The sequence below is a fragment of the Pseudanabaena sp. SR411 genome, from assembly GCF_002251945.1.
Taxonomy (GTDB): domain Bacteria; phylum Cyanobacteriota; class Cyanobacteriia; order Pseudanabaenales; family Pseudanabaenaceae; genus Pseudanabaena.
Genome location: NZ_NDHW01000128.1, coordinates 1 through 16,752 on the forward strand (window position 1 = coordinate 1; position 16,752 = coordinate 16,752).

Annotated in this window: 15 protein-coding genes; 6 read left to right on the plus strand and 9 right to left on the minus strand. The window is 42.9% G+C overall.

Annotation, left to right across the window (positions count from 1 at the left end; all coding sequences use genetic code 11):
• Positions 1-108: 108 nt before the first annotated feature.
• The 4 genes from B9G53_RS13510 to B9G53_RS13525 all read right to left on the minus strand — a co-directional run bounded on the left by B9G53_RS13510 (position 109) and on the right by B9G53_RS13525 (position 5,867).
• On the minus strand, positions 109-504 hold the full coding sequence (locus B9G53_RS13510) for a hypothetical protein (RefSeq protein ID WP_094533136.1): 396 nt from the start codon (positions 502-504) through the stop codon (positions 109-111).
• A gap of 248 nt (positions 505-752) precedes the next feature.
• A complete protein-coding gene (locus B9G53_RS13515) occupies positions 753-3,260 on the minus strand; it encodes a VIT domain-containing protein (protein WP_176453209.1) in 2,508 nt (835 codons plus the stop codon).
• Positions 3,261-3,638: 378 nt separating this feature from the next.
• On the minus strand, positions 3,639-4,793 hold the full coding sequence (locus B9G53_RS13520) for an alanine--glyoxylate aminotransferase family protein (protein ID WP_094533138.1): 1,155 nt from the start codon (positions 4,791-4,793) through the stop codon (positions 3,639-3,641).
• A 135-nt stretch (positions 4,794-4,928) separates the two neighbouring features.
• Positions 4,929-5,867, minus strand: coding sequence for a MoxR family ATPase (locus B9G53_RS13525; RefSeq protein ID WP_094533140.1), 939 nt, complete (start codon positions 5,865-5,867; stop codon positions 4,929-4,931).
• Between the two features lie 229 nt (positions 5,868-6,096).
• On the opposite strand from B9G53_RS13525, the gene B9G53_RS13530 reads away from it, so the two are divergent.
• Together B9G53_RS13530 and B9G53_RS13535 are read left to right on the plus strand one after the other, a co-directional pair.
• Positions 6,097-7,461 carry a DUF3084 domain-containing protein gene (locus B9G53_RS13530; RefSeq protein ID WP_094533142.1) on the plus strand — a complete coding sequence of 455 codons (1,365 nt, stop codon included), beginning with the start codon at positions 6,097-6,099 and terminating at the stop codon, positions 7,459-7,461.
• A gap of 149 nt (positions 7,462-7,610) precedes the next feature.
• Positions 7,611-7,901 (plus strand): hypothetical protein, encoded by a 291-nt coding sequence (locus B9G53_RS13535; RefSeq protein WP_094533144.1) that lies wholly within the window; start codon positions 7,611-7,613, stop codon positions 7,899-7,901.
• A 25-nt stretch (positions 7,902-7,926) separates the two neighbouring features.
• On the opposite strand, the gene B9G53_RS13540 is transcribed toward B9G53_RS13535, so the two are convergent.
• Positions 7,927-8,565, minus strand: a complete 639-nt coding sequence (locus tag B9G53_RS13540) for a hypothetical protein (RefSeq protein WP_094533146.1) — start codon at positions 8,563-8,565, stop codon at positions 7,927-7,929.
• A 172-nt stretch (positions 8,566-8,737) separates the two neighbouring features.
• Positions 8,738-9,805, minus strand: coding sequence for a hypothetical protein (locus tag B9G53_RS13545; RefSeq protein WP_094533148.1), 1,068 nt, complete (start codon positions 9,803-9,805; stop codon positions 8,738-8,740).
• Between the two features lie 337 nt (positions 9,806-10,142).
• On the opposite strand from B9G53_RS13545, the gene B9G53_RS13550 reads away from it, so the two are divergent.
• Both B9G53_RS13550 and B9G53_RS13555 read left to right on the plus strand, forming a co-directional pair.
• The gene (locus B9G53_RS13550; RefSeq protein ID WP_094533150.1) at positions 10,143-11,294 is read left to right on the plus strand and encodes a UDP-sulfoquinovose synthase; all 1,152 of its coding nucleotides are present in this window, start codon (positions 10,143-10,145) and stop codon (positions 11,292-11,294) included.
• 142 nt (positions 11,295-11,436) lie between these two features.
• The gene (locus tag B9G53_RS13555) at positions 11,437-11,814 is read left to right on the plus strand and encodes a response regulator transcription factor (protein ID WP_094533152.1); all 378 of its coding nucleotides are present in this window, start codon (positions 11,437-11,439) and stop codon (positions 11,812-11,814) included.
• Positions 11,815-11,853: 39 nt separating this feature from the next.
• On the opposite strand, the gene B9G53_RS13560 is transcribed toward B9G53_RS13555, so the two are convergent.
• Both B9G53_RS13560 and B9G53_RS27415 read right to left on the minus strand, forming a co-directional pair.
• Entirely contained in the window at positions 11,854-12,474 is a 621-nt protein-coding gene (locus B9G53_RS13560) for a rhomboid family intramembrane serine protease (RefSeq protein WP_094533154.1), read from the minus strand.
• Between the two features lie 121 nt (positions 12,475-12,595).
• Positions 12,596-12,754 carry a hypothetical protein gene (locus tag B9G53_RS27415; RefSeq protein ID WP_176453210.1) on the minus strand — a complete coding sequence of 53 codons (159 nt, stop codon included), beginning with the start codon at positions 12,752-12,754 and terminating at the stop codon, positions 12,596-12,598.
• Between the two features lie 436 nt (positions 12,755-13,190).
• Between B9G53_RS27415 and B9G53_RS13565 the strand changes: the two genes are divergently transcribed.
• Positions 13,191-13,709, plus strand: a complete 519-nt coding sequence (locus B9G53_RS13565; protein ID WP_094533156.1) for an RNA-binding protein — start codon at positions 13,191-13,193, stop codon at positions 13,707-13,709.
• A gap of 181 nt (positions 13,710-13,890) precedes the next feature.
• Here the strand turns inward: B9G53_RS13565 and B9G53_RS13570 are convergent, their stop codons facing one another.
• Entirely contained in the window at positions 13,891-15,210 is a 1,320-nt protein-coding gene (locus B9G53_RS13570) for a hypothetical protein (protein WP_094533158.1), read from the minus strand.
• 362 nt (positions 15,211-15,572) lie between these two features.
• Here B9G53_RS13570 and lipA point away from each other — a divergent pair, with 362 nt between their 5' ends.
• Entirely contained in the window at positions 15,573-16,433 is an 861-nt protein-coding gene (gene lipA, locus B9G53_RS13575) for a lipoyl synthase (RefSeq protein WP_094533160.1), read from the plus strand.
• Positions 16,434-16,752 lie beyond the last annotated feature (319 nt).

The following is a 16,752-nucleotide window of genomic DNA, read 5'->3' on the forward strand; positions in this document are numbered from 1 at the left end:
GACGACTCTATCTACAGTACGGGCTTGGTGTCCCTAGGGGCAGAACGAGTTTATCTCTGCTTTTGCTTTTTCGGATTGTAGTAAAGATTTTATCCTTTACTTTTCTTCCTAGATACAAGTGGGTTCAGTACTGAGAATATACCAATACTCTTGACTGGTAGATTCCCAAGCAGCCGCGATATGCACATCAGTAAGGGACTTGGACTTAGTTTTGTGGACTTTAACATTGTGAATCAACTTGGCTTCGCCGAGACCGAGATGCAATTGGTTGACAGTCTGCCAACCATTCTTGGGATGGTGTATCCAGAAATTACCCTTAATCCGTATCCGACATTGCCATTTTAATTCCCGCACATAGCGTACTAATTCTGGATTGGCAAATCCTCGGTCGGCTAATAAAATTACTTTGACATTGACGGGTAAAAGTTTCGATGCTCGTTTGAGCATGTATTGACTCCCAAATTTTATTAGTTCATTATAGATACATGAGGCGTTTTGGGTCATTTGTCCTATGCTCCTTTTTCTCTCCTTTTTCTTCAAAAAACAGCATACGCCTCTTTTTTACTCAAATTCAATCTCTGTATACTTTCTCGCTACTTCTCTTACCTCTTTTGTCAGTCAATCAGATGCGTCCCTGCGGGGCGTACTCTCTCAAACCATTTAATCTCACAAATAAAATAGGATTGCTATATTAGTTAATGCAAGTTTTAGAAATCAAAAGACAAATGGCGGCGCAAAGCGCCGCCATTTGTCTATAATTTTACGCTTAATGTCAAACGAATAGAACCTTTGGCTGTCGATGGCAAGACAACATTTTGTAGCGATCGCTTGATCATCTCCACAAGATTTTTGTCTTTCACTGTCGAAGCGACATCATCCAGTACAAACCTTGTCAATCTGCCATTCTGAATGGGAATCTCTAAAACTACAGTGCCTCTGACCCCAGCAGGAACATTGATTGACTGCAATTGTTGAGCGATCGCTTGTTGAGCAGCAACAACATCCATATCCACAAGCCCTGTGATACTCACCACTTGAATTTGGGAGACAGGAGCTTGTTTACTTACCTTCGATGCTTCGCTAGGAGTATTTTCACTGTCAACATCTGTTCTGAGTCTAGTATTAAGCTGATCCTTGCCAGTAATAACTGTTCCTTGCAATCTTCCAGAAGTGATAAAAGATTGACGTGGTAAAGCTGAAGGACTTGGAGCCGCAGGCTTGAGGGTTCGATTATCAGCCATCTCTCCTGAAGTCATGCCAAAATCGACACCTTGAGGCATCTCTACTGGAACTTGGACTGTCATCTTGCTGCCATCAGGATTAACGCGCACTTCATCACTTACGGCGACAAAGGCTGTGTATTGTGATAGCAAGCGATAGTTAAGCGCAGTTTGAGTGACTGCATCCACTAGAGATTTGACTTCACCGCCAAACATTTGATTCATCAAATCTTTAATGCGAGCGCGTCCCCATAACTGGGCTATACCGAGATTGCTATTGACACCATCAAAATTCACGTCTAGGGTTTGCTCGTAGCGTTCACCACCTGCGGCGATGCCTGTGATTTTGAGCTTGCCATTAGCGCGATCGCCTTTTTTACCAAATAGAACCAGCGGCTGCTCCGCAAATAAATCAGGAGCATTACTAGGATAGATTTCGGGAGCCGCACCATCACCTTCCCATTTCACTTGAATATTTGTAAGAACAGGATTATTAATCTGACGGAAGAACTTCTCGGCAACTTCTTGAGTTGGCTCATCTTGACGTACTACTCGCACTGTACCGCGTCCCATTTCCGCAACGCGCTCTAGCAAGTAACGATTGACAGAACTACCAACGCCAAAACTATAGAGACGGTTGCCAGGCTTGAGATTTTTCTGCACAGCGGCGATCACTTCATTGTCATTGCCAATGTATCCATCCGTAATCAAGACCACGCTGCGAATCCTTCCATCCGAAGCAGTTGGGAATTTCGTCACCGCATTGATGCCATTCATGAGTTCTGTACCACCGTTCGCATTGACTTGATCGATGTAGTTCATCGCTTTCTGGCGATTGGTGGCGTTGTTCTGTAAAGGATAGCTAGAAAGCTGACGGGTGGTATTAGAGAAATCTATAATTGTAAATGTGTCGTTAGGATTCAATCCATTGATAAAACGGCGCATCAGTTCCCGTGATTTGATAATCGGATCACCCGATTGAGAACCTGATGTATCCATCAAAAATACGACATCCTTCGGCACGATTTGGTCGGAGCGATAGGCGATCGCAGGGATTAAATAGGTAGCAAAGTGTGAGCCTTGATCGGTATTCGTAGTCAAAATCGTGGGTTCGGTGCGATCGCCACTGACTTTGTAACGCACAATCAAGTCTTTATTGGGAATATTGTCCCCAGTTGCTAGTTTTAGTTGGATAGTTTCGCCGTTGTTCTGGACATCAATACGATGGGAAGTAGAATAAAGATTGCGAATGGGAACACCTGCATCAATTTGCAGACTGACAGTAATATCATTACCCGATCGCGTTTCAGGGCGGAGTACGGGAGGATTAATCCGTGAAGCATCGGGAACTTGGATTGTATTGCCCTTGGGATCGATCGCTTGTCCAGGAATATAGCGAGGACCTACCACCATTGGAAATACAAATTCATAATCACCCTGCTCAAATTTCAAGCTTTCGGTATAGCGAATCGTCACCTTGATTTGTTCACCAGGTTTAATATTTGCCAAAGATTGCGTGAAGATATTATCGCGTTCTTGTTCTAGTAAACCTGCGGTGCGTCCTTCTTTTCTAGCCCGATCATAGATTTCTTTAGCTTCTTCTCGTTTTTTGATTTCACCTTTAATTACGCGATCTCCGATCTTAATTTCCATATCATCAACAGCCGCTTGATCGGGCAATGGAAATACATAGATTGCTTCTAGTGGTTTGTCATAGGGATTCTGAAAAGTTTGGGTGACTTCCACTCGCGAAATGTTGCCTGATATTTGCCCTTTCACGTCGGTATTGGTCAGGGTAAAAGCTTGTTGTTGGCGATCAGACGTTTGGACATACAGCCCACCGACGGGACGATCTTTGGTTGATTCAGTGCTAGAACTGCGATCGCTAACTGGTTCGATAGTGCCTGATGTGACCATGGCGCTAGTGATTGGTTGAGGTTTGGTGATAGGACTAGATTGAGCTAAGGTGCGATGGGCGATCGCCCCCACAAGGATCATCGCAGCAGGTAAGGCGATATAAATAGGTTTAATCGATTTCATAGTAATTACGCTCCTCATAGCCTGCTGCATCCTTTGATTAATGGATTGGGCAAGCTGTTAATATTTCCTAAACTTAAGTCTCTCACCAAGACCAAGAGCTAACTTACCAGTTGCAATTTTGGTAACAAAAAAAGTAGAGAATGCACTTCGCGCATCCTCTACTTTTTTCATTATGCCTAGCTACTTACAGCAATTATTGATCAAACGAACTAAAGATTTTTTAAAAGTGTTGCCTCACAACACTTTTAAAAAATGGTATTACACTACTTCCTAATGTTATTGCTAGATATAAGGAGCCATCCCCCCGTGGTTGCCCTGTAACACTAGTAGCAGGAATTCATCATTTGAGTTCCACGTAACATCAATTTATAAAGCTAGTTAGCCGTTCAGAACTTCGATCGCCGCTTTCACACCAGCACCATAAGTGAAGTTGGTGTAGCCAAGTGCCGAAATCGATGCTTCGAGAGCCGCGATCGCAGTGAGAATATCGCGATCTCCGACAAAGCCAAGATGTCCAATACGGAATATCTTGCCATTGAGGTGATCTTGACCACCAGCCATGACAATATCGAACTTCTTCTTAATCGTGGCGCGAATCTTTTCTGCGTCTAGCCCTTCAGGAGGAACCACCGAGGTAATCGAAGCACTCGCGGCATCATCAGGAGCCAATAAGCCTAGATTAAGAGCCTTGACTGCTGCCCTAGTCGCTTCACGATGACGCAAGTGACGCGCAAAGATATTTTCTAAACCTTCACGTTGCATTATTTCTAGTGAAGCTTGCAACGCCATCACCATATTCACGGAAGTAGTGAAAGGAGTGGAATTTTTTGCCGCATCTTTACGAGCTTTGCCCAAATCGAGATAGAACCTAGGTAGATTCGCAGTTTTATAAGCTTCCCATGCCTTAGGACTAACTGCCACAAATCCCAATCCTGGGGGGATCATGTAGCCTTTTTGAGAACCAGAACCGACGACATCTAAGCCCAATTCATCAATGGGAACATTCATCGCTCCTAAGCTGGTGACTGCATCAACGATGATCAAAGCCTTTTCATGGGCTTTGACGTGGCGATTAATCGCTACTAAATCGTTAAGAACACCCGTCGAGGTTTCGCTATGGGTAATAATTACCGCTTTGATTTCCTTATTGGTATCAGCCTCTAACTTTACTCGGAAATCTTCGGGATCAAGGGCTTTACCCCATTCCGCTTTGATTACTTCAGCATTGACACCATAGGCTTGACAGACTTCGACCCAACGTTCGCCAAACTTGCCATTATCACCAACAAGGACGCGATCGCCTTTGCTGAGGAAATTAATGATGCCCGCTTCCATCGCACCCGTACCGCTTACGGTGAGAATTAATACATCATTAGTTGTTTGGTGTAGCCACTTGAGCTTGGCGGTCACATCTGCCATGACCTTGCTAAAATCGCCGCTACGGTGTCCGATGGGAGCTTTTGCCAGAGCCAACAGCGCCTGTTCAGGCACAGGTGTTGGACCTGGGATCATTAACATCAACTTGTCTTCCATGAGTCGAAATCTTGAATATTTGGTTAAATACTAGATCTAGTATTCTATAGCAGTAGATGGACAAATAAATTACCCAGATTCATAAGGTTGAGTCCCAGTGGGACTCAACCTTATGAATCTGGGTAATTACATAATCTAAGGAACAGGCACAACATCTAGTAAACGCTGAATGAGCTTCTGGGGAGAGCGCCTTCCTGCCACCATAATCCGATGCCCTAAAACATAGGGGGCAAGGAACTTCACGTCATCAGGCAAGACATAATCAGACTTGCGATCGCGATCCAGCATTTGCTGAATAAAAGCATAGCTCTGCACTGATCTCAACAAAGCTGTAGTACCTCTAGGACTCACACCAAGGGTAATTTCTTCATCATTACGAGTCGCACGGACAATATTCACAATGTATTGACTAGTCGCATCACTAACAGGTACTTGAGAACAGAGTTGCCGAATCTCTAGTACTTCTTCAGGAGTGATACATGCTTCTAATTGAGCCGAACCAATTTTCCCAATTTGCATCCGTTTCAGCATTTCTAGCTCTTCCGTTTCATTGGGATAGCCAATACTAAAGGATAAGGCAAAGCGATCAAGTTGCGCTTCTGGTAATGGGAAAGTACCTTGATATTCAATGGGGTTTTGAGTAGCGATCGCAAAGAATGGTGAGGGGACTTTCCGTGATATGCCATCAACGGTGACTTGGCTCTCTTCCATTACTTCGAGCAATGCTGATTGGGTACGTGGTGTCGCCCGATTAATTTCATCAGCAAGTAACACATTCGCAAATACGGGCCCTGGCAAAAACTGAAATTCACCTTTTTGGGGATTCCAAATATTTGTACCTGTAATGTCGGTGGGTAGTAGATCAGGGGTACATTGCACACGCTGAAATTTACCAGAAATAGAGGCTGCTAGAGATTTGGCGAGTAGAGTCTTGCCCACCCCCGGCACATCTTCAAGTAAGGCGTGACCACCTGAAAATAGTGCTACTAAGACCAGTTGAATGGCTTCATCTTTGCCAACGATCGCCTTCGCCAGATTATCAACTAACTGTTGTACTTTAAGTTGCTTTTCCATTTTCCCCATCAAGCTTGTGAAGATCGAGTTTTGCAATACTTTTCATACTAACTTATTGCGGTTCGCTTACCCATGAAAGCATTTTAATCAAGAACGCGCGGCTTCGCCGCGCCATAAAAATTGGTTCTTGGCGTTACTGCTAAGCAGTAGAGGCAATTCATGAATTGCCTCTACTGCTTTCATGGGTTGAGATCTGCTAAAATCAACAGCGTGAGGACTCAGGAGTTACATGGCTGGATATACGCTGATTTTAGCGATTTTGATCTTAGGAGGCATAATCGCGACGCTAGGCGATCGCATCGGCACTAAGGTTGGAAAGGCACGGCTTAGCATATTCAAATTGAGACCGCGTGACACCGCCACAGTCGTGACGATCGCCACAGGGGGAATGATCTCTGCATCCACCTTAGGGATTTTATTATTGCTAAGTGGTCAGCTAAGGGATGGATTATTTCGTCTTGAAAGTATTCGCTCAGAATTAGCTAGCAGTCAAGAACAGAAGCAAAAAGTCGAAACTGAGCTAAATGCTGCGAAAACTGAACAGGAAAAAGCACAACAACGTCTAGGGCAGATTAATCAATCCTTAGTCCAAGCTTTGCGAAAGCAGTCAGAGACTCAAGCTTTGTTGCAGTCAGTAGAGAGCAAATTTGAAGAAGCTAATGAACAACTGCAAAAAGCCTCACAGCAGGAAGCCGATCTGCGAGATCGCATCCAAAGTTTAAGTGCTGAGCAAGAAAGTCTCCAAGCCGAAAGTAATCAACTGCGGGATGAAAAAGAGCGAATTTCTACTGAGTTAGCCAGTATTTCTCGCGATCGGGAAACGCTCAAACAAAGGGTTGATGAATCAGAGCAACGCTTAGCAGAAATTGAAAAACAACGGGTAGCCCTTGGCGCAGAAGTTGCTTCCCTCGAATCGGCTCGTGAGCAATTGCTCATTAGCCTTGAGGCTCTACGCAAAGGTAACGTGGCTATTTTCGCGGATCAAATTTTATCGATCGGAGTTGTGCGCCCAAATCTGAGCCAATCTGAGTTACGTCAAGCCAGCTCCCAACTATTGCAACAAGCCGAGCGCAATGCCCGTGAACTGTTAGATTTTCTCCCCGATCAATCTCCCAAAGAACCTGTCATCAAAATTACGGAAGCACAAATCGAAGGGTTGCTAGATCGGATTAAAGACGGACAAAGCTATGTGATCCGTATCCTCTCCGCAGGTAACTTTCTTAAACGCGAGACCAGAATTGCGATCGCTGCCGATGTCACCCTAAACCGCCAAATATTTGCCCCAGGTGCGGAAATTGCTTCCTTACAATTTACCCCTGACCTATCACCACAGGCTCTTGCATCGAGAATTGAGCAACTTTTTTTGCTAGTCAGTTTTCGCGCTCGCCGTGAGGGGGTACTAGCTAATCCACTTACAGGGAAAGTTGGTAATTTTCCTCCTGAGGCTTTAACCGAGCTTTTTAAAGTAGTGAGTGAACTTAAAGCTCCCTATGAAATTCGGGCTTTAGCCAAGGAAGCAATTTTCCCCGCTAGTTCTCTGATCTTAGAGCTAGTAATTCGTCAAAATGGTGTTGAAATTGGACGATTTAGTTAAAATCCAGAAAGCTTGAGGTAGCGATTTGCGCCGCCTCAAGCTTTCTGGGTTTAATAAGTGGCAGCGCTTCGCGCCGCCACTTATCGGTTGGGGTTTGATTTGCATTATCTATCTCTTGCACTGCTAGGCGAAAGCGATAAAATATATCTATGGCAAAAATATCTCTGTGCGATCGCTGTAATTTTTACTCTCACAGCCAATTTTTGGTTTGTGCAGTACATCCTTACGGGCCAGAGTGGGGAATTTGCTCAGATTTTGCCTCGGCGGAGTTATGGGAACTCGATGATCCCCACAGCTATGATCCTGATATGGAATCAGAATGTGGCTGGCATCCCATCTTTACAGGGAAATGTCCAGAATGCCGCACTCCTTTTTCGCGAATGCGGATACCACCTGAGCAATGGCGTTGCAAATGCTGTGGCTGGGAAGATGATCTGTAATTAGTATTTGCGGCGCAAATACTAATTACTCCTTGCGATCGCTCCAGATATCACGACCTTTAACGTTAGCAATGGTAGTCAATACCGCCGCTGCCGCCGCCATAATATCGCGTTCCTCACCACCGAGATATAAACGCCCAAAGCTACCTACCGCAACAATTTCCAGAATATTAATGGAGGCAGCTTTTTCAGCCTCATTCGCCGCAAGAGCCGCATAGGCGGCAGGCTCTACTTCCATAATGTATAGAGTTTGCCCCGACAGCAACATTTGACCACGCCGAAAGCGATTAATTAGCTGGGTTTGATGCGCGTCTACATTACGAATAATTTGACTAGATAACAATCTTGGCTTAATCCGATCCTCTTCAGTTACGCCCAACATCTCCAAAATGGCTCGACCTGCGGCTTGGGTTTCGCCTTGACTTGCCGCATGAATTTCCAATAATCCATACAAGCGTTCAACAATTTGTACACCTGGACGGACTGATGTTGATTTCAGCGCCACATCGGTAATGCGATTAATTTCAATACCTGGGGAAATTTCGATCCAGAGGGAGGTGTCACCTGGTAATGGCAAAAATCCTTGTGCGATCGTTCCTAAGTAAGCAGCGTGTTGTTTCTGTAAGTTGTCTAAATAAACGTAGCTGCGTAAATCGATACCCAAAAATTTTTTCTCCCACGAGGCTTTGACTGGGTTTTACTAGCTGTTTAAATCAAGAAATTAGTTAGCTACCCAACATGTAATTTTATAGCAATAGCAACAAAAAAGAGAGAGGACGCGGAGCGTCCTTTCTCTTTTTTGTTGCTAGGAGATTAAGCGCCTTGTTTAAAGAATGCTATAAACCAGCTTGAGCTTTAGCCACTACTTGACCATCTTTAAACTCAATGATGGCATTGCTACCTTGAGGATTTTTCCAAGAATAAACCTGTCCAATACTATTGTTAGAATTATTCTCAGCAATGACCTGACCAGATTTACCAAAAATTTTTTCCACCTGCTCAATGGTCATCCCTTTTTGAATGCGATTAAACTTTTCCAAAGTCACCACTTCTGGCTCTTGCTGATTTGGAGTCGAGGCGATCGCCTCAACTGACGGAGAAGCAGTAGCTTTAGTAGATGGGGTAGTGACGACAGATGGTTCACTAGTCTGATTAGGGGTGGTTTTAGTTGTAGATGCTGTATTTTTTACTAAATTATTTTCAGCAGGTGAGTCAGAAACTGGTGTAGAAGGACTTGAATCAACTACTACCCTAGAGGTGATTGCCCTGACAGATGCGCCAATTCCTAAACCTAACAAGACAATCGATAGACCAACTAATACCAACTGCCAATAATTACCAATTGATTGTGATTTTTGCTGATTAGGATTGGTAATTGCAAGTGATGAACTAGTTACCCTCTTAGAATGAGACTGCTCTAGCTCAGAAGCTAGCAAATGATTTTTAGTCTGATTATGGGTTGGAGCAATTTTTGAGATTGCTTGTTGTAATACAGAATTTTTAGAAAGTTTTGGCTCTGGCGCTCTAGTTTCAGGCGATCGCTTACTAGCCAACTCTGGTTCTAAGTCAGGGATTGCGCTCGATGATGATTTTGGCTGGTCTAGCATAAATTGCTCCGTCCATAGTAGGCGCTGCTCATGCATATCTTGATCATTGCGCCAACAATGAATTTTAAATTTAGCTACTGATTCTACATGCAAATTTTGAAGTTTGCCATGGACTAATGTCAGCAATTTTTCTTTGTCAATGGCAGAATCTGTCCGAATTTGTAGCTCTAAGCTACTATCGACAATTTCCACCGCCACATCGAGCTTCTCAATGTCAAGGGGCTGTAATTCCTGACAAATAATTTCGGCGATCGCCTTGGGATCTCGTTTATGGGCAAGTTCAGCAATCGAAAGCATACTTGACTAATCGTCCTAGGCTAAATAGTGAGTAGCTGTATAACTACTCTTGGCTATCTTGATTTCAATACATTACACTTGCCGATTAAAAGCTGCGATCGGCTAAATTGCGTGATTGTACCAAATATTCATTATATAGGTTATTCTCAAAAATTCGAGTAGGGCGCAAAGCAACCCTCTCAACTTTTTGAGAATAATCCTCAGACCTCAAACATTCCATGTGTTTCTCGACACATACAACTTAATAAATTTCGGTCTTGTGCATCACAAATGAGATAAATCCTGATAGGGTTAATTTGGAAACTGTAACTCAAATTTTTTGTAACCCACAGAATTCATGAAAGTACTGGTAATTGGTGGCGACGGTTATTGCGGATGGGCGACAGCTTTACATCTTGCCAATAAGGGATATGAAGTTGGAGTATTAGATAGCCTAGTTCGCCGACATTGGGATAATGAGTTAGGTGTTGCAACTCTCACACCGATCGCCTCTATTCAAGAGCGGATATATAAATGGCAAGCTGTTTCAGGTCAGAAAATTGATTTATTTATAGGCGACATCACTAACTACGCATTTTTACAGAGTACATTCCGTAGTTTTGAACCTGATGCGCTAGTGCATTTTGGAGAACAGCGTTCAGCCCCATTCTCCATGATTGATCGCGAACATGCAGTCCTAACTCAAGTCAATAACGTTGTTGGTACGCTCAATTTACTGTATGCCATCAAAGAGCATAACCCTGACTGCCACCTAGTCAAACTTGGCACAATGGGCGAGTATGGCACTCCCAATATTGATATTGAAGAAGGTTACATCACGATCGAGCATAACGGTCGCAAAGACACCCTGCCTTATCCCAAGCAACCTGGCAGTTTCTACCATCTCAGCAAGGTTCACGATAGCCATAACATCCACTTTGCCTGTAAGACATGGGGATTAAGAGCAACTGATCTGAACCAAGGCGTAGTCTATGGTGTACTTACTGAAGAAACTGGCACTGATGAGTTACTGATTAATCGTCTCGATTATGATGGTGTATTTGGTACAGCCCTCAACCGTTTTTGCATCCAAGCGGCGATCGGACATCCTTTGACGGTCTATGGTAAGGGTGGACAAACCCGTAGTTTTCTAGATATTCGCGATACAGTGCGCTGTATTGAACTAGCGATCGCGACACCTGCGGAAGCTGGCAAAATGCGTGTATTTAACCAATTTACTGAGCTTTTCTCAATTCGCGATCTTGCCTTTATGGTACAGAAAGCTGGGCAAACTCTGGGAATCAAAGTCGAAGTGCAAAATATCGACAATCCTCGTGTTGAGCTAGAAGAGCATTATTTCAACGCCAAAAACACCAATCTTCTCGATCTTGGCTTGCAACCTCACTTCCTATCAGATGCGCTAATCGACTCACTGCTCAACTTTGCGATCAAATATCGCGATCGCATTGACCAAAAGCAAATTTTGCCAAAAGTAAAATGGCGAGCCTAATATAGCTGTCGTCAATAAAGGAAAGTAGCGGCGCTACTTTCCTTTTGGGTTTAGTCCCTGCGGTAGAAGCCGTAAATTAAGAAAAGAGGTATCTTCAGTTACATAACAAAGTAATTGTCAAGCCCTTCTTACCGAACCTACCATGACATCTTCTACAAAAACTTTGCGCGTTTTGGTGGTGGATGACCACGAACTGACCCGATGTACTTTACAGCTAGCACTTTCATTACAGTCTTGTATTGGTGTTGTTGAAGTTGCAACTAATGGCAAAGAAGCGATCTCCAAAGTACAAAACCATGAGCCTGATGTTGTGGTCATGGACTTACATATGCCTGTAATGGATGGTTGGACAGCTTCCAACGCCATTAAAACTAAATATCCTCACATTAAAATTGTTGCCTATTCAGCCGCCGATGGTGGCAAAGCTCAAGCTCTTTCCAATGGCGCAAATATCGACGCTTTTTGTGAAAAAGGAGCTTGTACTCGTAGTTTGCTAGAAGCAATCAAAAGTGTTTCCTAAACCAATAAAAAAGAGTCGGCGCAAAGCGCCGACTCTTTTTTATTGGGCTGTTTTGCTTGGGGCTAATAACTTTGCCGCAATAACCCCACCAATAAAACCAAACAAATGCCCCTCCCATGAGATATAAGCTCTTGTTGGCAATACCCCCCAGATCATGCCTCCATAACCAATAGCGATCGCGATCGAAATAGCGATCGCCACAAAGCTCTTTTCAAAGTAGCCGCGAAATAATAGATAGCCAAAATAGCCAAAAATTATACCACTCGCCCCAATATGCACAGAGCAAGGTCTACCAACCATCCAAGTTCCTAAACCACCTACCAATGCTGACATTACAGATACAAAATAAAAATCTTTAATGTTTCGCAACATCACAAACCACCCCAGAACAATGAACGGGACGGTATTTGCTAAAACGTGATAAAAGCCTCCATGCAAAAATGGAGCAAACAAAATACCTCGTAAGCCAATAAAGCTATGCGGCACAATTCCTAGGGCATTAAGTCCTCGACGCAAGCCGCAGCCAGTGGAAAGTAATAGGATATTCTCAAAAATTACTTCATTTAAGATGACGATAATCCAAAAAGTCGCTACTAAAGCCGCCAAGATTTTAACTTGAGTTTTTAACTCTCCACCAATAGATTGCAGATTTTGCTTCACGATTTTTACCCAAAGTCATAAGTTGATTGCATCCTTGATAGCCTAAATCATAGCAATCCTGACCAAGATGCTTTACAGCTATAGCCTAACGCATTCTACGGATGGTAATAAATTCATAAATCTAAGGCTTCTCAATAATTCGGATATTTACATATTGATCGTTTTTCATTTTTTCTTTGATCCGTTTTTCAATTTCCTGTTCTTGCTTCTTTTGGGAATCATTGAGAGCCTGAGCAATCCATAAACAGTAGCCAAGAATAAAAACACCAAAAAATTCCATATAAATTCCATATAAATTTATGGAAATGGATATTACAGTAGTTGAATTTTATTAGTCAAGTAATTAGCTATAAAAATATTAGAACTTAACATTTAGCAATCAGAAACAACTCAAAGCTAGGGATATTTCAAAGTAAAGTATTTAACTGTATGGCTTTCAGTGTTTAATCAAGCTGGCGATCGCGATCTATTTAGCAATGGAAATTGATCGAATTTTGATACTTTCATTACATTTTATTTTAATGACAAGCCTTTTGTATGTTATGTTGTTACATGGCACAAGAGTGCCGTATCAATTTGATTAATCGCAGGTAGCACGTAATCAATAGCTCCAATTTAAGCTAACAAGTAGCAAACAAGTTTTTTAAACAAGTTTTTTGTAGCGGCTGCTCTAGTCACCTGCTGAAGATTTTATAGCGTAGAGGTTTTCTATTATCATGTCCATTCGCCTTTATGTTGGCAACTTGCCAGCAGAATTAGATCGCCAAGCTCTAGAAAAAATTTTCAATGAATCAGGTGATTCAGTATCTTTGAAAGTTATAACCGATCGCAAAACAGGCAAATGCCGTGGTTTTGGTTTTGTGACTGTTGGCTCTGATGAAGTTGCTGACATCGTCATTGAAAAGTTTAATGGTTATGACTTCAATGGTGCTGTATTGAAGCTAGAAAAAGCTTTGCCCCGTACTAAAGGCAAAGCCGAAGATGGTTCTGATTTAGAAGAAGGTGCTGATGACTCATCTGAGTCAAAGAGCGAGTCTTCAGTAACAAGTACAGTTGATGCTCCAATTAAAGCAGCAGCAAAACGCAAAAAACGGAATAACAACAATAAGAAGACGACTGGCAGCACATCTAGCTCTAGTAGCTCTTCTGAAGCACATCAGCCTGATCCCCGTTGGGCTTCAGACCTAGAGCGTTTGAAGCAGCAGCTTCTAGAAGCTCAGGGTGCAGCTAAATAGATTTAATAATAAGCTTCGCTAAGCGAGGCTTTATAAAAAAAAGAGAGTCGGCGCTTTGCACCGACTCTCTTTTTTTACACCAATTAGCAAAAGTGTGACGACACTTTTGCTAATTGAAAATTAAACTCAGTAGAGGTTTGCAAAACACAAAACGGCTACGCCGTTTTGTGTTTTGGTGCTACTAGGCTGGTTGCTTGGGATAGTATGAGCGTTCGTCTGTTAATGGTGGACGTAGCCAAAATCTGAGGGTGTAAAATACTAATTCTTTAACTTCCGTCCATACTCGTTCAGACTTTACAAAAGCTTCCGCATTAAACAAAAAATATTGTGGCTTAAGGCGAAATTGTTTGCCTATCGGCCAAGGGCATTGTTCTCCAAGATTACTATGGCTATCGGAGGGATAACTAGTAGTTGTCAGAGAAGCATTAAGATCTTGATTTCTAAAAGATAAAAAAGCACGAGTTGCTTCAGTAGGAGAAGTAATCAGTAAAATTCTGCGACTATTACGAGTATCCTCGGCGATTAACTTGTTTGTTTCCATAAATTTGATCAATTTACTAATTTCATCGCCACTACTTCGGATTGTCCGACCTGATGGCTCAATAATCACAAAAGGACGAATGAAAGAAATATTTGGGAAACTAGTCAAGGCGCTACACATTTGATCAGCTTCAGTGAGATCGACTTCAGGAATACCTTCGCTAGGACTAGCAGGATTAGTAAAGTAGCCTTCATAGCGGGGGTCATAGCGCAATCCAACGTTGGGTATGCCTGCACGACTGGCAATCTGATCTCTGACATTTTCTTTAGTGCGCGTTGGAGGAGATGGGGGTGATGTCAGGCATGGATATCCTTTAGTGGATGGATAAGATGTGCGTCTACCACCACTTAAGATGATATATGGCTTTTTTTGCATATCAGCCTCGTTCCATAATCTGATCGCTTCTTGGAGACGCGGTTCATAGGGAGGATTTTCGGCAAGCACAACAATAAGATCGTAGACTCCACGTCTAAAATCCAGCAGTTCTTGTTCTGTCAAATTGCGAACTGGGCGACGGTAAGATTGCTCGATCGCATTGGCTCCTTGCTGTTCTAAATAACAGGTAAATAGTTCTGAGGTGGCGTTATTTGTGGCGATCGCAAAAATCAGTAAAACTATTAATATTTCCTTTCTAACTGTGGCAACTTTTTCCGAAGCGCCTTTATTATCAACCTTATCGCCACTTTTAATATTGAGAGTTTTAAGACGCAGCCAGTAGTTGAAGAATAGCAATAGCAACAAAATCCCAACTAGCGTAAATGGGAAAGTGAGGAAATCAACAACAATTCTGGGGATCGGTTCTTCAACAAATCTGAAGTTCGCAAAAATAATTGCAATTAATGCTGTAAATATGACTAATCCAAAAAGACGAAACCAGTCCTTGGGAATTGCCCTAAACAGAATTACGAAAATTGGGATTGCAATAATCCAAATCAGAATATTGGTTAATAGATCAAACACTACCCCTCCAAAATTCTTTACTATTGCTTGTGAAGCAAAAAATCAAGAGAGAATAGAGCGCATAGCGCTCTATTCTCTCTTGATTTTTACTTGTGTCCCATGCATCATGACGGCTATTAAAATGTGTCAGTGCAATATGCTAGTCAATAGGGTTGCATCTGTAAAGGGTTTTGTCAGGTTTTATCCGACTTTTTATGACAAGCCTATAAATTTAGCATTGGTGTAGCGATAATAAACCCAAGAAGAGAGTTACGGCGCTTCGCGCCGTAACTCTCTTCTTGGGTTTGGCTACCGTTATACTTTGCTATGGCTCTAAATTTATAGGTTTTAATAAGAGAGCTATATATTTTTTATATAACGATATGTCTGCTAAAGAAGAGTTACGTTTACCCAGTTGGTTGCGCCCACAAATTGGCAAAGCTAGTGAAATATCTGAAGTTCAGCAAATTATTAAGCAGCGCGGGATTCATACCATTTGCGAAGAGGGGCGTTGTCCAAATCGGGCTGAATGCTATGCCCAAAAGACGGCTACTTTTTTATTAATGGGACCAACCTGTACTCGTGCTTGTGGATTTTGCCAAGTTGATAAGGGACATAAGCCAAGTCAACTTGATCCTGATGAGGCGAAGAAAGTGGCGGAGGCAGTAAATTTGTTGGGATTGGATTATGTGGTGCTGACTTCAGTGGCGCGGGATGATTTGGCGGATCAGGGGGCTAGCTGTTTTGTAGATACGATGCAAGAGATTCGCCGATCGCGTCCCAATGTCAAAATCGAAGTACTAACTCCAGATTTTCGGGGCGATCGCCGTTGCATTGAGACGGTAGCTTTGGCTGAGCCTGTGTGCTACAACCACAATATCGAGACAGTAAGACGTTTACAGGGTAAAGTGCGACGGGGGGCGAAGTACGAGCGATCGTTATCGGTTTTAGAAATCGTGAAGGAGATTAATCCGCGCATTATTACCAAATCAGGGCTAATGGTGGGGCATGGCGAAACGGTGGAAGAGTTAACGGAGACGATGCAAGACTTGGATGCGATTGGTTGCAGTTCACTAACGATTGGCCAGTATTTGCGTCCGTCTCTTGAGCATTTGCCTGTGCTGAAATATTGGACACCTGAGGAGTTTGATGAGTTAGGGGCGATCGCTAAACAAATTGGGTTTGCCCATGTGCGATCGGGCGCTTTAGTACGCAGTTCCTATCATGCCAGCCAAATTGTATAAAAAAGCTCCCTAAGGGAGCTTTTTTATAGTAAGCAAAAAAAAGCGGGTCATGGCAACGTCAGTAAATCCATTTCCCGCTAACTCTTGTTCAATGAAACAATTGAGACGCATGTATAACTTCCCACGAAGCGAAAAGGGTTTTCATCAGCTAAAGCGCTTATTTGAAATGCTTTCTATATAAGCATTTTGGCTTGATCCAGAATTTTCAATATTGCTAGCGCTAAACGACCTGCTTGGTCGAACCACTTGCGGGACAACCTAGCGCTTGACCATTTCAGACCACAGTTTAAGGGGTCAACGCACGAAAAGGAAAAATTTA